The organism is Streptomyces sp. NPDC055287 (assembly GCF_053646035.1).
The window spans coordinates 184,719-201,615 of record NZ_JBSHNE010000009.1 but is presented as its reverse complement, the minus strand read 5'-3'; the positions used below and the strand labels follow the sequence as shown (position 1 = coordinate 201,615).

16 protein-coding genes are annotated in these 16,897 nt (G+C 71.1%); 10 read left to right on the top strand and 6 right to left on the bottom strand.

What is annotated here, in order from left to right:
• Positions 1–17: 17 nt before the first annotated feature.
• Complete coding sequence (gene fahA, locus ACWIHY_RS17230) at positions 18–1,244, bottom strand: fumarylacetoacetase (protein WP_454376464.1); 1,227 nt, start codon at positions 1,242–1,244, stop codon at positions 18–20.
• A gap of 269 nt (positions 1,245–1,513) precedes the next feature.
• Here fahA and ACWIHY_RS17225 point away from each other — a divergent pair, with 269 nt between their 5' ends.
• From ACWIHY_RS17225 to ACWIHY_RS17195, 7 genes are all read left to right on the top strand, one after another.
• The gene (locus tag ACWIHY_RS17225) at positions 1,514–2,761 is read left to right on the top strand and encodes a carboxylate--amine ligase (RefSeq protein ID WP_454376463.1); all 1,248 of its coding nucleotides are present in this window, start codon (positions 1,514–1,516) and stop codon (positions 2,759–2,761) included.
• 21 nt (positions 2,762–2,782) lie between these two features.
• The gene (locus ACWIHY_RS17220) at positions 2,783–3,988 is read left to right on the top strand and encodes an FAD-dependent oxidoreductase (protein ID WP_454376462.1); all 1,206 of its coding nucleotides are present in this window, start codon (positions 2,783–2,785) and stop codon (positions 3,986–3,988) included.
• Between the two features lie 280 nt (positions 3,989–4,268).
• Complete coding sequence (locus tag ACWIHY_RS17215; RefSeq protein WP_454376461.1) at positions 4,269–5,279, top strand: polyprenyl synthetase family protein; 1,011 nt, start codon at positions 4,269–4,271, stop codon at positions 5,277–5,279.
• A 119-nt stretch (positions 5,280–5,398) separates the two neighbouring features.
• Positions 5,399–6,442: a CHRD domain-containing protein gene (locus tag ACWIHY_RS17210; RefSeq protein WP_454376460.1), complete on the top strand. Its 1,044-nt coding sequence runs from the start codon at positions 5,399–5,401 to the stop codon at positions 6,440–6,442.
• A 232-nt stretch (positions 6,443–6,674) separates the two neighbouring features.
• A complete protein-coding gene (locus ACWIHY_RS17205) occupies positions 6,675–7,937 on the top strand; it encodes a LolA family protein (protein WP_454376459.1) in 1,263 nt (420 codons plus the stop codon).
• A 58-nt stretch (positions 7,938–7,995) separates the two neighbouring features.
• On the top strand, positions 7,996–8,958 hold the full coding sequence (locus tag ACWIHY_RS17200) for an ATP-binding cassette domain-containing protein (protein ID WP_454376458.1): 963 nt from the start codon (positions 7,996–7,998) through the stop codon (positions 8,956–8,958).
• Positions 8,945–9,889: an ABC transporter permease gene (locus tag ACWIHY_RS17195; RefSeq protein ID WP_454376457.1), complete on the top strand. Its 945-nt coding sequence runs from the start codon at positions 8,945–8,947 to the stop codon at positions 9,887–9,889. The genes ACWIHY_RS17200 and ACWIHY_RS17195 overlap by 14 nt, the downstream gene beginning before the upstream one ends.
• A 48-nt stretch (positions 9,890–9,937) precedes the next feature.
• On the opposite strand, the gene ACWIHY_RS17190 is transcribed toward ACWIHY_RS17195, so the two are convergent.
• The 3 genes from ACWIHY_RS17190 to ACWIHY_RS17180 form a co-directional block, all read right to left on the bottom strand.
• Entirely contained in the window at positions 9,938–11,272 is a 1,335-nt protein-coding gene (locus tag ACWIHY_RS17190) for a M28 family metallopeptidase (protein WP_454376456.1), read from the bottom strand.
• Positions 11,273–11,434: 162 nt separating this feature from the next.
• Positions 11,435–11,941 (bottom strand): hypothetical protein, encoded by a 507-nt coding sequence (locus ACWIHY_RS17185; protein ID WP_454376455.1) that lies wholly within the window; start codon positions 11,939–11,941, stop codon positions 11,435–11,437.
• A gap of 115 nt (positions 11,942–12,056) precedes the next feature.
• Positions 12,057–12,506 carry a VOC family protein gene (locus ACWIHY_RS17180; RefSeq protein ID WP_454376454.1) on the bottom strand — a complete coding sequence of 150 codons (450 nt, stop codon included), beginning with the start codon at positions 12,504–12,506 and terminating at the stop codon, positions 12,057–12,059.
• Positions 12,507–12,531: 25 nt separating this feature from the next.
• Between ACWIHY_RS17180 and ACWIHY_RS17175 the strand changes: the two genes are divergently transcribed.
• Together ACWIHY_RS17175 and ACWIHY_RS17170 are read left to right on the top strand one after the other, a co-directional pair.
• Positions 12,532–13,182: a CGNR zinc finger domain-containing protein gene (locus ACWIHY_RS17175; protein WP_454376453.1), complete on the top strand. Its 651-nt coding sequence runs from the start codon at positions 12,532–12,534 to the stop codon at positions 13,180–13,182.
• Complete coding sequence (locus tag ACWIHY_RS17170; protein ID WP_454376452.1) at positions 13,182–13,580, top strand: SRPBCC family protein; 399 nt, start codon at positions 13,182–13,184, stop codon at positions 13,578–13,580. Before ACWIHY_RS17175 ends, ACWIHY_RS17170 begins: the two co-directional genes overlap by 1 nt.
• A 4-nt stretch (positions 13,581–13,584) precedes the next feature.
• Here the strand turns inward: ACWIHY_RS17170 and ACWIHY_RS17165 are convergent, their stop codons facing one another.
• Positions 13,585–14,067 carry a winged helix-turn-helix transcriptional regulator gene (locus ACWIHY_RS17165; protein WP_454376451.1) on the bottom strand — a complete coding sequence of 161 codons (483 nt, stop codon included), beginning with the start codon at positions 14,065–14,067 and terminating at the stop codon, positions 13,585–13,587.
• Between the two features lie 100 nt (positions 14,068–14,167).
• On the opposite strand from ACWIHY_RS17165, the gene ACWIHY_RS17160 reads away from it, so the two are divergent.
• On the top strand, positions 14,168–15,607 hold the full coding sequence (locus ACWIHY_RS17160; RefSeq protein ID WP_454376450.1) for an MFS transporter: 1,440 nt from the start codon (positions 14,168–14,170) through the stop codon (positions 15,605–15,607).
• A gap of 129 nt (positions 15,608–15,736) precedes the next feature.
• Here ACWIHY_RS17160 and rarD read toward each other — a convergent pair whose 3' ends face one another.
• A complete protein-coding gene (rarD, locus tag ACWIHY_RS17155) occupies positions 15,737–16,738 on the bottom strand; it encodes an EamA family transporter RarD (protein WP_454376449.1) in 1,002 nt (333 codons plus the stop codon).
• Positions 16,739–16,897 lie beyond the last annotated feature (159 nt).

Genomic DNA, 16,897 nt, shown 5'->3' with positions numbered 1-16,897 from the left:
GCCCCGCGCGGCGGCTGCTAGCGGGCCGGGGTGATGCGGCCCGTCACTTCGCCCAGGCCGACCCGCGTGCCGTGCGGGCCAGGGGCCCACGCCGTCATGGTCACCTCGTCGCCGTCCTCCAGGAACGTCCGCTTGCCGGCGGAGAGTTCGATCGGGTCGCGCCCGTTCCAGGTGAGTTCGAGGAGGGAGCCCCGCTGGTTCACCTCGGGACCGCTGACTGTGCCGGATCCGAAGAGGTCGCCCGTACGGAGCGACGCGCCGTTCGCCGTCATCTGGGTCAGCTGCTGCGCCGCCGTCCAGTACATCGTCGAGAAGGGCGGCTCCGAGACGACCTCGCCGTTGATCCTCACCTCGATGCGGACGTCGTAGCCGCCGGGCTCCTCCTCGTGGGAGTCGTCGAGGTAGGGGAGGAGTGGGAAGTCCCGGGCCGGCGGGGCCACATGGGCCGAGTCCAGGGCTTCGAGCGGGGTCACCCACGCCGACACCGACGTGGCGAAGGACTTGCCGAGGAAGGGGCCCAGCGGTACGTACTCCCACGCCTGGATGTCCCGCGCCGACCAGTCGTTGAGCAGGAACAGGCCGAAGACGTGCTCCCGGAAGTCCGCGAGCGGCACCGGCGTGCCGTGGGTGGAGGAAGTGCCCACCACGAAGCCGACTTCCGCTTCGATGTCCAGCTTGACCGAGGGGCCGAAGGCCGGCGCCGGGTCCGTCGGCGCCTTGCGCTGGCCGCTGGGCCGCACCACCTCCGTACCGGACACCACCACCGTGCCGGCTCGTCCGTGGTAACCGATCGGCAGGTGCTTCCAGTTGGGGGTCAGCGCGTCGCCGTCGGGGCGGAAGATCCTGCCGACGTTCGTGGCGTGGTGCTCGCTCGCGTAGAAGTCGACGTAGTCCGCCACGTCGTACGGGAGGTGCAGCGTGACGCCGGAGACGGGGTGCAGCAGGGGCTCGATGTCGGCGCGGTGCGCCGGGCTCGTCACCCACGCGGTGAGCGCCCGGCGTACGTCGCGCCAGGCCGTGCGACCCGCCGCGAGCAGCGGGTTGAGCGTGGGCTGGGCGAGCAGCGCGGCGTACGGAGAGCCCAGCGTGAGCGCCGCCGCCCCCGCGTCCAGCACATGGCCGCCGATACGGACGCCGACCCGGCGGCGCTCGGGCTCGTCCGGGGTGGAGAAGACGCCGTAGGGGAGGTTGTGCGGGCCGAAGAGGTCGCCTTCGGCCAGGTCGAGCGGGCTCTGCTCGGGCATCGGTGCTGCCTCGCTTTCCAGATCGTGGAGGACCACACGTTACGTGGGTGTCGCCTGCGACGGCAGTGTCTAAAGAGTTCGCAATGTCCGAAAAGACCTTGCTGGAGTGGGGAATTCCGGCTTAGCGTCCTTTGGGGACGCGGGCAGTGCAGGGGCAGTGCAGGGGCAGGGCAGGGACAGGGCGGGGACAGGGCAGGTCAGGGGCGGGGTCCGTGTCGTAGGGGGGACAGGTGGCGAGCCGCAGTGTGCCGTTCGACCGTGCGCCGATCATGCCTGACCGGGACGTTCCCGGCCTGATCGTGAAGATCGGGAACTATCCGCTGCACCATGGTGGAGTGGGGGCGATCCGCAGCCTGGGAAGACTCGGCATCCCCATGTACGCCGTCACCGAGGACCGGTGGACCCCGGCCGCGCGCTCCCGCTATCTGGAGCGCGCCTTCGTCTGGCCGACCACGGGCGCGGAGGAACCCGAGCGGCTCGTGGAAGGGCTGTTGCGCATAGGGCGTCGGATAGGGCGGCCGACCGTCCTGGTCCCCACCGACGAGGAGGCGGCGGTCCTCATCGCCGAGCATCAGGACACGCTCGCGGGCCCCTTCCTCTTCCCGCGCGTCGACGCCAAGCTGCCGCGCCGGCTCGCCAGCAAGCAGGGGCTGCACGAGCTGTGCGTCGAGCACGGCGTGCCGTCGCCGGCGGCCTCCTTCCCCGATACGTACGCCGACGTGGAGGCGTTCGCGGCCGGGGCGCGCTTCCCGGTCGTCGCCAAGAACCGGGAGGCGTTCGTACGCCGCAAGCAGCCCGCTGTCGGCGGGACCACGCGCATCGAGTCGCCCGGGCGCCTCCTGGCCCTCGCACGCGGCTGGGGCGAGCATCCCGGCGTGATCCTCCAGGAATACCTGCCGCGCGAGGACGCCGAGGACTGGATCGTCCACGCGTATGCCGACGCGGACAGTGCGGCGCTGGCGATGTTCACCGGGGTGAAGGTACGGTCGTGGCCGCCGCACGCGGGCATGACGGCGAACGCGTACGTCGTGGGCAACGCCGAACTGGCGGCGCTGGCGGGTGAGTTCATCAAGCGGATCGGCTTCAGTGGGGTCGTCGACCTCGACCTGCGCTACGACCGGCGCGACGGGCAGTACAAACTGCTCGACTTCAATCCCAGGATGGGCGCCCAGTTCCGGCTCTTCGAGAACGAGGCCGGGGTGGATGTGGTGAGGGCGCAGCACCTTCACCTGACCGGCCGGAAAGTCCCCGAGGGGGAACAGCGGGCCGGTCACCGCTACGTCGTCGAGAACATCGACCTGGCCGCTCTGCTCGCCTACCGCCGCAGCGGCTATACGACGCCGCACGCGCCGGTGCGGGCGGGCAGCACGGAGCTGGCGTGGGTCGCGGCCGACGACATGGTGCCGGTCGTCATGATGATGGCGCGGTTCGTACGGCCGGGCGCCAGGCACCTGTACGAGATGTGGCGCGGAGCCCGGGCCGGCCGTCGGGGTGGCGGTCCGGGAATCGCGAAGTGACGCCCTGGGAGGGGACTTCAGATGATCCGTCCGGTAGCAGTCGTCGGAGCCGGGCCGTACGGCCTGTCCACCGCCGCCCATCTGCGGGCCCGCGGCATCGCGGTCCGTGTCTTCGGCTCGCCCATGGTGAGCTGGCGCGAGCACATGCCGGCCGGGATGCTGCTCAAGTCGACTCCGGTGGCTTCCAACATCGACGCTCCGCAGCCGGGGCACGACCTGATCGACTTCTGCGCGGAGACGGGGGAGCGGCGGTACGAGTCCGACTGGGATCTGGTGCCGGTCGAGACCTTCGCGCGGTACGGGCAGTGGTTCGCCGAGAAGCTGCTGCCGGATCTGGAGCAGGTGCGGGTGGTCTCCGTCGACCGTGCGGCGGGGGGCGACGGATTCGAGATCAAGCTCGACTCGGGTGAGCAGTTCGCGGCGCGGGCGGTGGTGGTGGCGACGGGGCTGTCCGGCCTCGCGCGGCTGCCGCGTGAGCTGGCGGCGGCGGTGCCGGACGGGCCGTCGGCGACGGGGCCCTTCTCGCACGCGGGGCAGCACCGGGACCTGTCACGGTTCGCCGGACAGGACGTGATCGTCATCGGTGCGGGGCAGTCGGCGCTGGAGAACGCCGTCCTGATGGCGGAGGCGGGTGCGGCGTCGGTGCGCGTGGTGGCGCGGGGGCGCGGCGCGGTGGCCTTCGGGGAGGCGCCGGACCGCCAGTCGCGGCTGCGGCCCCCGTCGCCGTTCGGGCGGGCGTGGTCGCTGCACGGGCTGACGTACTACGCGACGCATGTACGCCGCCTTCCCGCACCCGCGCGCCACTATCTGGTGCGGCGGGTCCTGGGGCCGCTGGGGGCGTGGTGGCTGCGGGACCGGTTCATGGCGGCGGATGTGCGGGTCACGGACGGCCGGGGCGTCGTCGGGGCGCGGGTGCAGGACGGCCTGCCGGTGTTGACACTGAGCGGGGGGCAGGGGGCGCAGCGGGAGCTGTCCGCCGACCATGTGATGGCCGCGACGGGCTACCGGACGGACGTGGCCGCGCTGGGGTTCCTCGGGCACGAGCTGCGGGCGGAGCTGACGGTGACGCGGGGGGCGCCGCGGCTGGACGCGGGGTACGGCTCTTCGGTGCCGGGGCTCCACTTCACGGGATTGCCGGCTGCGGCGTCGTTCGGGCCGGTGATGCGGTTCGTGTGCGGCACGGAGTACGCGTCGGCGCGGCTGGCGCGGGCGGTGGCGCGGGGCTGAGGGCCCGGGGCCGCACGGCAGCGGCAGGCGCCGCGGGACGAGTGCCCGCGGCGCTTTCCTCTGCCCGCTCCTCCCCGGGGCTGAGGTGGCGAGCCCCACGCGGGACAAAGGGCGTTCTCATGCCCGTATCGGGCGGAAAGAACCCGGTGCCCACGGGACTGTGCTCGGGGCGACGGGAAGGCGCTCACTGTGATCGAAAGGCGACCGGATACGCTGACTTGAGTGAAGGCAGCGACACATCGACAATCCGTGTGATCGTCAGCAGACAGGAGTGACCCTCGTGACCGTCGTCGGGCCGTTCGGACTGAGCGTGCGGGACCAGGCTCTGGAGACCGATGTCCAGACCGGATTGGCAGCCGTCGAGGAAGGACTGCTCGACGCTACCAAGAGCGAGGTTCCCTTCATCACGGAGGCAGCCCAGCATCTGGTCCGGGCCGGGGGCAAGCGGTTCCGGCCGCTGCTGGTCCTGCTGGCCGCACAGTTCGGTGACCCCCACGCGCCGGGCATCGTGCCCTCCGCCGTTGTTGTCGAGCTGACGCATCTCGCCACGCTGTACCACGACGACGTGATGGACGAGGCGGACGTACGCCGCGGAGTCCCCAGCGCGAACGCACGCTGGGGCAACTCGGTCGCGGTCCTGACCGGCGACTTCCTCTTCGCGCGCGCGTCGCGCATCCTGGCGGACCTCGGCCCCGAAGCCGTACGGATCCAGGCGGACGCGTTCGAGCGTCTCGTCACCGGCCAGATCCTGGAGACGGCCGGGCCGCGCGAGGGCCAGGACCCCGTCGGGCACTACCTGGACGTCATCGCGGGCAAGACCGGCTCGCTGATCGCCGTCTCGGGCCGCTTCGGCGCCATAATGGCGGGCGCCGACGAGCGCGTCGTCGACATCCTCACGCAGTACGGCGAGCGCCTCGGCACCGCCTTCCAGCTGGCCGACGACGTACTCGACATCGCGAGCGACAGTCACGAGTCCGGCAAGACGCCCGGTACGGACCTGCGCGAAGGCATTCCCACGCTGCCGGTGCTGCTGCTGCGCGCACAGGCCGCCGAGCACGGGCGCCCGGACGACGTCGAGCTGTGCGAGCTGCTGGACGGCGACCTCGCGGACGACGCCCGGCTCGCCGAGGTACTGCGCCGGCTGCGCGCGCACCCGGCGCTGGAACAGGCGCGACGCGACACCATCCGGTACGCCGAGGAGGCGCGGGCCTCGCTGGCACCGCTGCCCGAGTGCTACGCGAAGTCGGCTCTGGAAGAGCTGTGCGACGCGGTGGTGCATCGCGCGGGATAGTGGCGCGCCTGTGACTCAGGTCACATGGTCGCGTTGAGTTCTGACCCGGATCCGCTCCGTATTCATGACCGGAAGCCGACGCAGGGGGCGGCGGCGCTGGAACGGGGAGATTTCAGGTCATGAGCGGTATTGCGAAGATGCGCGGTCGTCGGCGCGTCGCCGTCGGCATCACCGCGGTCGCGGCAGCGGCGGGCGTCACGCTCGCCGTGGTCCCGGCCGCCGCCCACAGCAAGGGTTCTTCCACAACGGACGTCGCCGTGCGGCACGCGGGCTCGGGCGGCGGTCTCGGCGCCTCGTACCTCGTGGCCAGTCTGAACGGGTCCAACGAGGTGCCGGTGCAGGGCGGCCCGGCCGCAGGCGACAAGGACGGCGCCGCGCTGGAATTCGTCAAGGTCGAGGGCAGCACCGTGTCGTTCGCCGTGAAGTGGCGCGGCACCGGCAAGCCGACCGCGCTCCACCTCCATCAGGGCCCCAAGGGCGTCAACGGGGGCGTCAAGATCGACTTCACCCGGCAGCTCGGCAAGGGTGAGGGCAAGGCCATGGGCGAAGGCAAGGCCAAGGGCGAGGGCGAGGGTGGCGGGAAGAGCAGGGCGCGGACCGCGACCGGCTCGGTCGAGGTCGCGGACGCCGCCGTGCTCAAGGCGCTCACGTCCGACCCGACGAGCTTCTACGCCAACCTGCACACCGCCGAGTTCCCCGGCGGCGCGGTGCGCGGCCAGTTCCACCGGGTCACCGACGGCTTCGACTTCGACCGCGCTCTGCACAACTTCCGGGCGCCGGTCGTCAAGGGCAAGCAGATCTACGAGTGCAAGAAGGGCACGGACGGCAAGAGCTCGTTCCAGCAGCGAGACGTACGGGCCGTACTCGCCGGCGGCATCGCGCACTCCTTCGTACGGCCGAACTCCGGCACGCCGCAGTGGGTCGCGAAGGACCGCAGCGCTGTGACCGGCTCGCTCATCAGCAGGAGCCCGAACGGCGCCGGCAACATCCCGGAGCTCGACCTCCGGGCGGAGCGGTCCGGCAAGAAGCACGGGCTGTTCGCGCGGACCACCGAGATCCTGCGGCTGAACACGGTGGGCGGCGTGGCACCGGCCGGGAGCTGCGTGGCGGGCTCGCTCGCGGCCGTTCCGTACCGGGCGGACTACGTCTTCATCCAGCACTGACCACAACTGCGTGCAAGGGGCAATCGGCGTCTTCCCTCTCTGGCGGGGGAGGCGCCGACGTCGTATGTCATCCCCGAGCAGTACATGGAGTTGATCCCGGGGTCTGACGCTTCCTGCCCCCCGTTTTGGTGAGATTGGAACCACCACTCCCCACCAATTCGGGTGAGAATGGCGGCGCGGGGTGGACGAGTGCAACTGGACGACGGCCGCCAACCACGGAGGTAGGGCACACATGGCACCGAACGACAGCGCACAGACCACCGAGGGCAGGGACTTCACCGCGGGGCGCCGCAAGGCCGCGCGCTACATCGTCCCGGTCGCGGTGGCGGGGGTGGCGGGGGTGGCGGCGGCGACCATCGGGCTCGTCCCGGCGCTCGCCGACGCCGGCGACCCCGACCTGCCGAAGATCAGTGCTCAGCAGCTGATCGAGAAGATCGCGGCGTCGGACACGCAGCAGCTCTCCGGCACCGTGAAGATCAACACCGACCTGGGCATTCCCTCGCTCGGCGGTATCGCCGACAGCCTGGCGCCCAAGGGCGGGAGCGACGGTGAGGGCTCGTCAGCCGATCCGCAGGCCAAGCTGATGGAGCTCGCCTCCGGTTCGCACACCCTGCGTGTGGCGGCCGACGGCCCGGACAAGCAGCGGGTCTCGGTCCTGGACAACGCGGCGGAGTACAGCCTGATCCACAACGCCGGCGAGGTCTGGGCGTACGACAGTGCCTCGAACGAGGCCTTCCACGCCAAGGCACCCGCGGACGCGAAGGACGCGGGCAAGGACGGCGGCAAGGTTGCCGGCAAGCACGAGAAGCTGCCCGAGGGTGTCCCGACGACCCCCAAGGGCCTGGCCGAGGAGGCGCTGAAGGCCGCCGACGACACCACGTCGGTGACGGTCGACGGTACGGCGCAGGTCGCCGGCCGGGACGCGTACCAGCTGCTGATCAAGCCCAAGCAGTCCGGTTCGACGATCGGGTCCATCAGGGTCGCGGTCGACGCGGAGAACGGCGTACCGCTCAAGTTCACGCTCACGCCGAGCAGCGGCGGCAAGGCCGCGATCGACGCGGGCTTCACCAAGGTCGACTTCGCGAAGCCGTCCGCGGACACCTTCACGTTCAGCCCGCCCAAGGGCGCGAGGGTGACCGAGGCAGACGAGATGAAGGCCCACGAGAAGGACTTCGCGCCCGGGGAGGACTTCAAGGCCGAGGAGGGCATGAAGGACTTCGAGGGGCTCAACGTCATCGGCAAGGGCTGGACCTCGGTTGCCGAGATCTCGTCGCCCGGCGGCGAAGCCGACTTCAAGGCGCCGGAGAAGGGTGACCTGCCCCCGGAGGCCGAGCAGTTCATGAACGCGCTGGGCGACAAGGTGTCCGGCGAGTTCGGCTCGGGCACGGTCTTCAAGACCCGTCTCGTCAACGCCCTGATGACGGACGACGGCAAGGTGTACGTCGGCGCGGTCACCAAGGACGCGCTGGTCCAGGCCGCCAACGCGGCCAAGTAGGCAGCAGCCGCGCACAGCGGCTACGGGTAGGCAGCAGCAGCGAGGGAACGGAGCCGGGATGGAGGAGTTGTCCGCCGTGAGCAGTGAGGCCGTCATCGACACACGTGGGCTCACGAAGCGTTTCCGCGGCGGGCAGCTCGCCGTCGACGGGCTCGACCTCAGCGTGCCCGCCGGCAGCGTCTTCGGCTTCCTCGGGCCCAACGGCTCGGGGAAGACGACCACCATCCGGATGCTGATGGGGCTGATCGAACCGACGTCCGGTACGGCGACGCTGCTCGGCCGGCCCGTGCCGCCCGCGGCCCGTACGGTCCTCCCGCAGGTGGGCGCGCTCATCGAGGGACCGGCGCTGTACCCGTTCCTGTCCGGCCGCGACAACCTGATCCGTTACGACTCCGCCGACCCCGCCGCCGACCCGCGCACCCGCCGGGCGCGGGTCGCGGCGGCGCTCGACCGGGTGGGCCTGACGGCGGCGGGCAGCAAGAAGGCCAAGGCGTACTCGCTCGGGATGAAGCAGCGGCTCGGGCTCGCGTCCGCGCTGCTCCAGCCGCGCAAGCTGCTCGTACTGGACGAGCCGACGAACGGTCTCGACCCGCAGGGCATGCGCGAGATCCGCTCGCTGGTGCGCGAGCTGGCGGCGGACGGTACGACGGTCTTCCTGTCCTCGCACCTGCTCGACGAGATCGAGCAGGTGTGCACCCACGCGGCGGTGATGGCCCAGGGGCGGCTCCTCGTCCAGGGCACGGTCGCCGAGCTGGCCGCCGGTGCGCGCGGGCGGCTCGCCGTCACCACACCGGACACGGCGGACGCTTCGCGGGTGCTCAAGGAGCTGGGCGTCACCGACCTGACGGTCGCGGACGGGCGGGTGACGGGGGAGCTGCCGCCGGGAGACATGGACCTGGCGGACCTGAACTCCGCGCTCGTGCGGGCCGATGTCCGCGTGAGGTCCTTCGGCGTCGCACGGGCCTCGCTGGAGGACGCGTTCGTGGCGCTGACCGGGGAGGGTTTCGATGTCGCGGGCTGAGACGACGGATCGGTCGAAGGCGAAGGACGGCCAGGCGAAGGACGGTCAGGAGCGGGACGGTACGGTGAGGGCCCGCAGTCCGCTGTGGACCCTCGGCCTCTTCCGGTCCGAGCTGACCATCACCTTCCGGCGCTGGCGCACGCTCGCCCTGCTGGCGGTCCTCGCCGCCGTACCCGTACTCATCGGCATCGCCGTGAAGATCCAGACGAGCGACGGCTCGCCCGTCGGCGACGGCGGGGGCGGAGAAGGGGGCGGCGCGGGCCCGGCCTTCCTCACCCAGATCACCAACAACGGGCTCTTCCTCGTCTTCGCGGCGCTCGCCGCGACCCTCCCCGTCTTCCTGCCCATGGCCGTCGGCGTCGTCGCGGGCGACGCGGTGGCGGGCGAGGCGAACGCCGGCACGCTGCGCTATCTGCTGGTCGCCCCGGCCGGACGTACCCGGCTGCTGCTCGCCAAGTACGCGTCCACCCTGGTCTTCTGCCTGGTCGCGACCCTGGTCGTGGCCGCGTCGGCGCTGGCCACCGGCGCCCTGCTCTTCCCGCTGGGGGAGGTCACGACGATCTCCGGTACGCGGATCGGCATCGGGGAGGGCCTGTTGCGGGCCGTGCTGATCGCGGCGATCGTGGCGGCCTCGCTGGTCGGGCTCGCGGCGATCGGCTTGTTCGTATCGACCCTCACCAACAGCGGCATAGCGGCGATGGCGGCGACGGTCGGGCTGCTGATCACGGTGCAGATCCTGGACACGATCCCGCAGCTGCACGCGATCCATCCTTATCTCTTCCCGCACCACTGGCTGTCCTTCGCCGACCTGCTGCGCGAGCCGGTCCTCTGGGACGAGGTGCTGGACAATCTCCGGCTCCAGGCGTTGTACGCGGCGGTGTTCGGCTCCGCCGCCTGGGCGCGCTTCACGACGAAGGACATCACGGCCTGAGAAGCGCGAGACGGCCCGGCCTCCGCCGGGGCCGGGCCGTACCCGGGATCAGAAGGTGAGCTTCCAGCTGTCGATGTAACCGGTGTCCTGCGCGGCGACGTCCTGGACCTTCAGCTTCCAGGTGCCGTTGGCCGACTCGCTCGACGCGTCCACGGTGTAGGTGGCGATCACGTTGTCGGCCGAGTCGTTGCCGCTGGAGCCCTTCAGCCGGTACGCCGTACCGTCCGGTGCGACCAGGTCGACGACCAGGTCACCGCGCCACGTGTGCTTGATGTCCACGCCGATCTTGAGCGCGGCCGGGGCGCTGCCCGTACGGCCCGAGACGGTGACCGACGAGGTGACGGCCGCGCCGTTGTCCGGGACGGCGACGTCCGCGGTGTTCTCGTACGCGTCGCCGGGCGGCACGGTCGGCTCGGTGCCCAGCGTCCAGACGGCGTGGGCGACGGCGTCACTGTTGCGGTCCAGGGCGGTGTCGTTGATGTTAGCCGTGGTGTCGCAGGACGAGTGGTAGCAGCGGTCGAAGGACGTGCCCGCGGTGCCGCCCCACTTCTGGACCTGGGCACTCGTCTTCGTACGGCTGGCGCCGGTGAACAGGCCGCCGACCGGTATGCCGACGTTCTTGAAGCTCGCGTGGTCGGAGCGGCCGTCGCCCTCGGTCTCGATCTCGGTCGGGACGCCGATGCCCGCGTAGTAGTCCTTGAAGGTCTTCTCGATGGCGGGATCGTCGTCGTAGACGAAATAGCCGGGGTTCGGCGAGCCGATCATGTCGAAGTTGAGGTAGCCGGAGAACTTTGCACGCTCGGTCGTGGGAAGGCTGTTGACGTATGCCTTCGAGCCGACGAGGCCGAGCTCCTCGGCCCCCCACCAGCCGAACCGCAGATGCTTCGTGGGTGTGAGCTGTGCGCGGGAGACAGCGAGCGCGGTCTCCAGGACGGCGGCGGAGCCGGACCCGTTGTCGTTGATGCCGGGACCCGAGGAGACCGAGTCGAGGTGCGCGCCGGCCATCAGGATCTTGTTCGGGTCGCCGCCCGGCCAGTCGGCGATCAGGTTGTAGCCGGTCGCGCCACCGGAGGTGAACGTCGTGACGGAGGTGGTGAATCCGGCGGCGTCCAGCTTGGCCTTGAGGTAGTCGACGGAAGCCTTGTAGCCAGGACGGCCGTGTGCGCGGTTGCCGCCGTTGGCGGTGGCTATCGACTGGAGCTGGGTGAGGTGCGCCTTGACGTTGGCGAGGGGTATGTCGGGGGCGGCGGCCGGGGCGGTCGCGGCGGTCGGGGCGGCGGACGCGACTGGCGCGGTGGCGGCGACCAGGCCGGTGAGGGCGAGGGCGACGGCTGCGGCGGTGCGTCTGGGAGTGGAGAGGTGGGAGACGCGGGAGAGGTTCATGTGGGGGCTCCGGATTCCGTACGGGGACAACGGAACGTGCGAGCGCCCCGGGACGCGGGTGACGGCACGGGGCGTTGGAGCTGGTGGTACATGGGCTGTACGCGAGCTGTGCGTGCTGCATGTTCAGCGAGAGTTTGACCCTGCGTCAAGAGCGGAAACCGGTCAGCGGTGTTCGGATGCCGGACGGCGCGCGAGATAGGCGAGGGCGCCGCTCGTGGCCGTGCCCCGGCCGGCTTCGAAGAAGACCGAGCCCCCACGGGTGGTGAAGGCGAACGTCTTGGCGCGCGGCTTCTCGGCGCAGGCGAGGTGCTGCCGGGTCTTGGCCCTGCCCGACGTGACGGTGAGGGTCGCCGAACCCTCGCCCGCGCAGGCGGCCTCGATGAGCAGGTGGGTGCCGCGGTCGATCTCGCTCTGGCTGGCGCTGTCGAGGCCGTCGGCCGTCGAGAGCACGAACGTACCTTCGTCGTCGAGGACGTTCTGGTCGGTCAGGGCGGCAGCGGCGGCGGTGAGCTGCTGCTCGCTGGGCAGCCGGGGTGGGCGCGGTGGGCTGGGCGGGGCGCTCGCCGTCGGCTGCGGCGCGGGAGCCTGTGGCGTGGTGCAGGCAGCCGTACCGGTGAGAAAGGCGAACGCGGCGAGTGCCGCGCCGGCCGGGCGTATGAGGTGCTTCATCGGGTCCCCCGTCGGTCGAGCCGGTCAATCGACCATGCCGCCCGACGGGGGAGAACACTCCCGACTTGAGCCAAGCCAGAGCTTCAGCACGCTTCGCCGAGAGCGTCGGCGGGCTTCATTGGACGCAGAACTCGTTGCCCTCGGGGTCGGTCATGACCACCCATTCGCCCCCGGCCTCCTTGACGCTGCGGGCGACGGCCGCGCCCAGCGTCTCCAGGCGGGCGACCTCGGCCTCCCGCGTGCCCGGCTCACTGTGCACGTCGATGTGCAGCCGGTTCTTGACCGTCTTCGCCTCCGGTACACGCTGGAAGAGGATCCGGCGGCCGAGGCCCGTCCCGCTGTCCTCGTCGTACGGGTCGTCCGGATGCCGGACGGCGACCAGATCCCGAAATGCGCTGCGGCCGTGGAACTCCACCGTGGCCGCCGGCTGTACGGCACCGAAGCCGATGAGGCGCTCGATGAGCGCGCTGTTGTCCTCCACCTCGTAGCCGAGGGTGGTTGCCCAGAAGTCGGCCTGGGCGTGAGGGTCGTTGGCGTCGACGACTAGCTTCCAGTGCAGTGTCATGGTAACCAGTTATAGTGGTTATGTGATGGAGCCCGCAACAGAATCGCCCGGACTGACCCTGCGTACGCCCGAAGGCCGCCCCTATCTCTTCGACCCGGGCGCCCTGTGCCTTGAGCTGCTGCCGACCGGCGGCCCCGGCCTGCTCGCCCGGTACGAGGTGTTGTACGAGCCGGCCGACCTGGTGCGCTGGGCGGCGCAGAGCCGGTTGCCGTCCGGTCTCGGCCTCACCGTGAGCGCGAGCGAGGTCTCGGACGCGCGCACCCTGCGTGACGCGCTCCACCGGCTCGCGGCCGACCGGGCCCACGGCCGCGCCCTCGCCGAGGCCGACCTCGGCGTGGTCAACGAGCGGGCGGCGCGGGAGCCGCTGATCACCCGTATCGACGTCGGGACGGGCGTGGGCGCCGTACGGGCGTGGGGGCCCGGCGCCACCGGCTCCCAGCTGTTGTCGACGGTGGCGCGCGACGCGATAGACCTGTTCACCGGCCCGTACGCCCACCGCGTCCGCGAATGCGGCTCGCACGACTGCTACCTGCTGTTCGTCGACACCTCGCGCCCGGGCCGCCGCCGCTGGTGCGCCATGGAACGCTGCGGCAACCGCAGTAAGGCGCGCGCGCACCGGGCCCGCCAGGGGCAGGGTCTGAGCCGGAGCGAGAGCGAGAGCGAAGGAGAGAGCTGATGCCCACGGGACTCACACAGGATTCGGGCTGGGAGATCGGGGTCTCCCGGACGCTGCCCCACCCACCCGCCGCCGTATGGGAGTTCATCGCGAGCCCGGAGGGTTTCGCGCTCTGGCTGGGCGAGGGCGCGGAGCCGGCCGCCGAGAAGGGTGCTTCGTACCGTACGGCCGACGGTGCGACGGGCGAGGTCCGCAGCTACCGGCCGGGTGACCGCATCCGCCTCACCCATGGAAGTACGACCGTGCAGGTCACCGTCTCCGCCGCCCCGGGGGGCGCCGACAGGGCCGTGCTCACCTTCCATCAGGAACATCTGGCCGACGCCGAGGAGCGCGAGGCCGGGCGTGCGCACTGGCGCGCGGTGATGGACGCGGTCGCCGCCGCCCTGGGGGACGGCTGAGGAGTCAGTGCACGGATGCCACGGTGACGGCGGCGGGGGCCGGCTCTTCCCCGCCCGCCGTACGGGCGTCGTAGTCGGCCCGAGCCGCCGCGATCTCGTTCTGGTGCTTCTCGGTCCAGGTGACCAGTGAGCGGATCGTGGTGTGCAACGTCGCTCCGAGCGGCGTGAGTTCGTACTCCACACGCGGCGGCACCACCGGATGGACCGTGCGCTTGACGAGCCCGTCGCGCTCCAGCTGACGGAGCGTCACTGTCAGCATGCGCTGGCTGATGCCGTCGATCTTGCGCCGCAGTTCGGTGAAGCGCAGTACGTGATGGTCGAGCAACGCGATGACCAGCAGCGACCACTTGTCGGCGACGCGGTCGAGGATCTGGCGGACCTCGCAGTCCTCGCGGGTGTCCCACTGGAACGGGTCGGTGTCGCCGTACGCCCCCTGGGAGTCGGTGACTTCGCAGTTACTCGGTGACTTCAAAGTGCCTTCTTCCATGGATCGAGATGCTCCCGCAGGATTCCAGTGGTTACAAGAGGGAACCGACCGGCATCCCGGTAACTGGCTTGATCTGACGTGATGTGAGGGGCCCTTACCCATGACTCGACGCGCCTGGGCACTGTTGCTCGTACTCTGCGGCACCATCTTTCTCGAAGGCATCGACGTGGCCATGCTGTCGGTGGCCGTGCCGTCCATCAGATCCGACCTCGAGCTGCCGACCGGCAGCGCGGCCTGGGTGATGAGCGCGTACGTCCTCGGGTACGCCGGATTCACCCTGCTCGGCGGCCGAGCGGCCGACCTGCTCGGCCGGCGGCGGATGTTCCTGACCTGGCTGGCGGTCTTCCTCGGCTTCTCCATGCTGGGCGGCTTCGCGACCGAGGGGTGGATGCTGATCGTCGCCCGTTTCGTGACGGGTGTGGCGGCGGCGTTCATGACACCGGCCGCGATGTCGATCATCACCACCTCGTACGAGGAGGGCCCGCAGCGCGACAAGGCCCTGCTGGTCTTCGCCGGCACGGCGGCGGGCGGCTTCTCGCTCGGCCTGGTCATCGGCGGGCTGCTGACGCAGCTCGGCTGGCGGTGGGTGTTCTTCGCGCCGGTGCTGCTGGGCGGGGCCATCCTGCTCGCGGCGCTGCGGCTGCCGGCGGAGGCGCCTCCGGCCCGCCGGGGCGGTGCTTTCGACCTGGCCGGCGCGGCGACGGCCGCCGGGGCGATGCTGCTGCTGGCGTACGGGGTCGTACGGCTGGAGCACGGCTTCGACGGCTGGCGGCTCACGGTCGCCGTGGTGGCCGCGGGGCTGCTCCTCGTGGCCACCTTCGTGGCGGTCGAGCGCCGCTCGGCGGCCCCGCTCGTACGGCTCGCACTCCTGCGGAAGGCAACGATGGTGCGCGCCGACCTGGGGGCTCTGCTGTTCGTCGGCTCCTTCTTCGGCTTCCAGTTCATGGTGACGCTCTACCTCCAGGAGCTGCGCGGCTGGTCGTCGCTGGAGACGGCGCTGGCCCTGGTGATCATGGGGGTGGACGCGGTCCTGGCGCCGACGCTCACCCCGCGCCTGGTCAACCGGTTCGGCAACGCACGGGTGATCTTCGGCGGTTTCGTGCTGGCGATCGGGGCGTACGTGCTGTTCCTGCCGGTGGGTCTCGACTGGTCGTACGCCGCGATGCTGCCGACGCTGTTCCTGACGGGCGCGGCGTTCGCGCTGGCGTACGGGCCGCTGACGATCGCAGCGACGGACGGCATCGAGGAGGCGGAGCAGGGTGTCGCGGGCGGGCTGCTGGCGACGGCGACCCAGTTCGGCTCGGCCGTCGGCATCTCGGCGGTGACGGCGGTGTACGGCCTGGTGGCGGCGAACGGCGACGGTTCGCCGGAGTCCACCCTGAACGCGTTCCGCGCGGCGCTGGCGGTGCCGGCGGTGATGGTGGTCGCGGGCGCGGTGATCACGGCGTTCGGCCTTCGGGGCGGGCGGACCCGGGTGAGCGAGGTGCCCGGCACCCCGGAGCCCACCGCGGCCGAGCCGGGCTCGGTGCCGGTGGGGTAGGCGCGGGTGAAACGGGGCGGGCCCCTGCGGGGGCCTTCCCCACCCCGCCCCTTCCCGCACCGGGGGCAAGCCCCCAGGCCCCGGGACGCCCTCCGGCGTTCGAGGACCGGGTCCGGTGCGGCGCCCCGGTTACTTGGACGCCGGCGCGGGCTCCGCCGACGCGGGGCCGGACACACCACCCGCACCCTCACCAGCACCCGCGCTCACACCGGCGGCAACCGCGGCCAACCGCACCGCCTCCGCCCGTCCCCGCCGAGCCGCCCGCAGCGCGTCCCACGTCAGGAGCGCCAGCGCCGCCCACACCAGGGAGAAGCCGGCCCACCGCTCCGGCGGCATGGCCTCGTGGAAGTACACGACGCCGAGCCCGAACTGGAAGACCGGTGCCAGGTACTGCAACAGCCCGAGCGTCGACAACGGCACCCGTATCGCCGCCGCACCGAAGCACACCAGCGGCGCGGCGGTCACGATGCCGGTCGCGGCGAGCAGCGCCGCATGGCCCGGCCCCTGTGCACCGAACGTGGCGCCCCCGTGCGCACCGATCCACAGCAGGTAGCCCAGCGCAGGCAGGAACTGGATGGCGGTCTCGGCGGCCAGCGACTCGACACCACCCAGGTTGACCTTCTTCTTGACCAGCCCGTACGTCGCGAACGAGAACGCCAGGATCAGTGAGATCCACGGCGGCTGCCCGTACCCGACGGCCAGCACGAGCACCGCCGTGAAGCCGACGCCGACCGCCACCCACTGCGCCGGCCGCAGCCGTTCCTTCAGCAGCAGGACACCCATGGCGATGGTGACCAGCGGATTGATGAAGTAGCCGAGTGACGCTTCGACCACCTGGCCGTTGTTGACGGCCCAGATGTAGAGGCCCCAGTTGACGGTGATGACGCTCGCGGCAATGGCTATGAGCCCCAGCCTCCGGGGCTGCCGGATCAGCTCCCCGATCCATGCCCACCGGCGTACCGCCACCAGCACCACGCCGACGACGGCGAGGGACCAGACCATGCGGTGGGCCAGGATCTCCATCGCGCCGGCCGGCTTGAGGAGCGGCCAGAAGAGGGGGACCAGCCCCCACATCCCGTAGGCGCCGATGCCGTACAGCAACCCGGACCGCTGTTCGTTGACCGACTTCACTGGCCCTCCCGACCCGCACACAACATTCCGCTGAAGGTAGCGCCGACCCGGCCCCGATGTCATGTCCGTATCTCCATACGGTCATGACATCACTTCGCGGAACGCGAGGGGAAGGCGGGCCGGAAAGACGTGAAAGAGGGGCGCCCGGTCCCTCAGGAC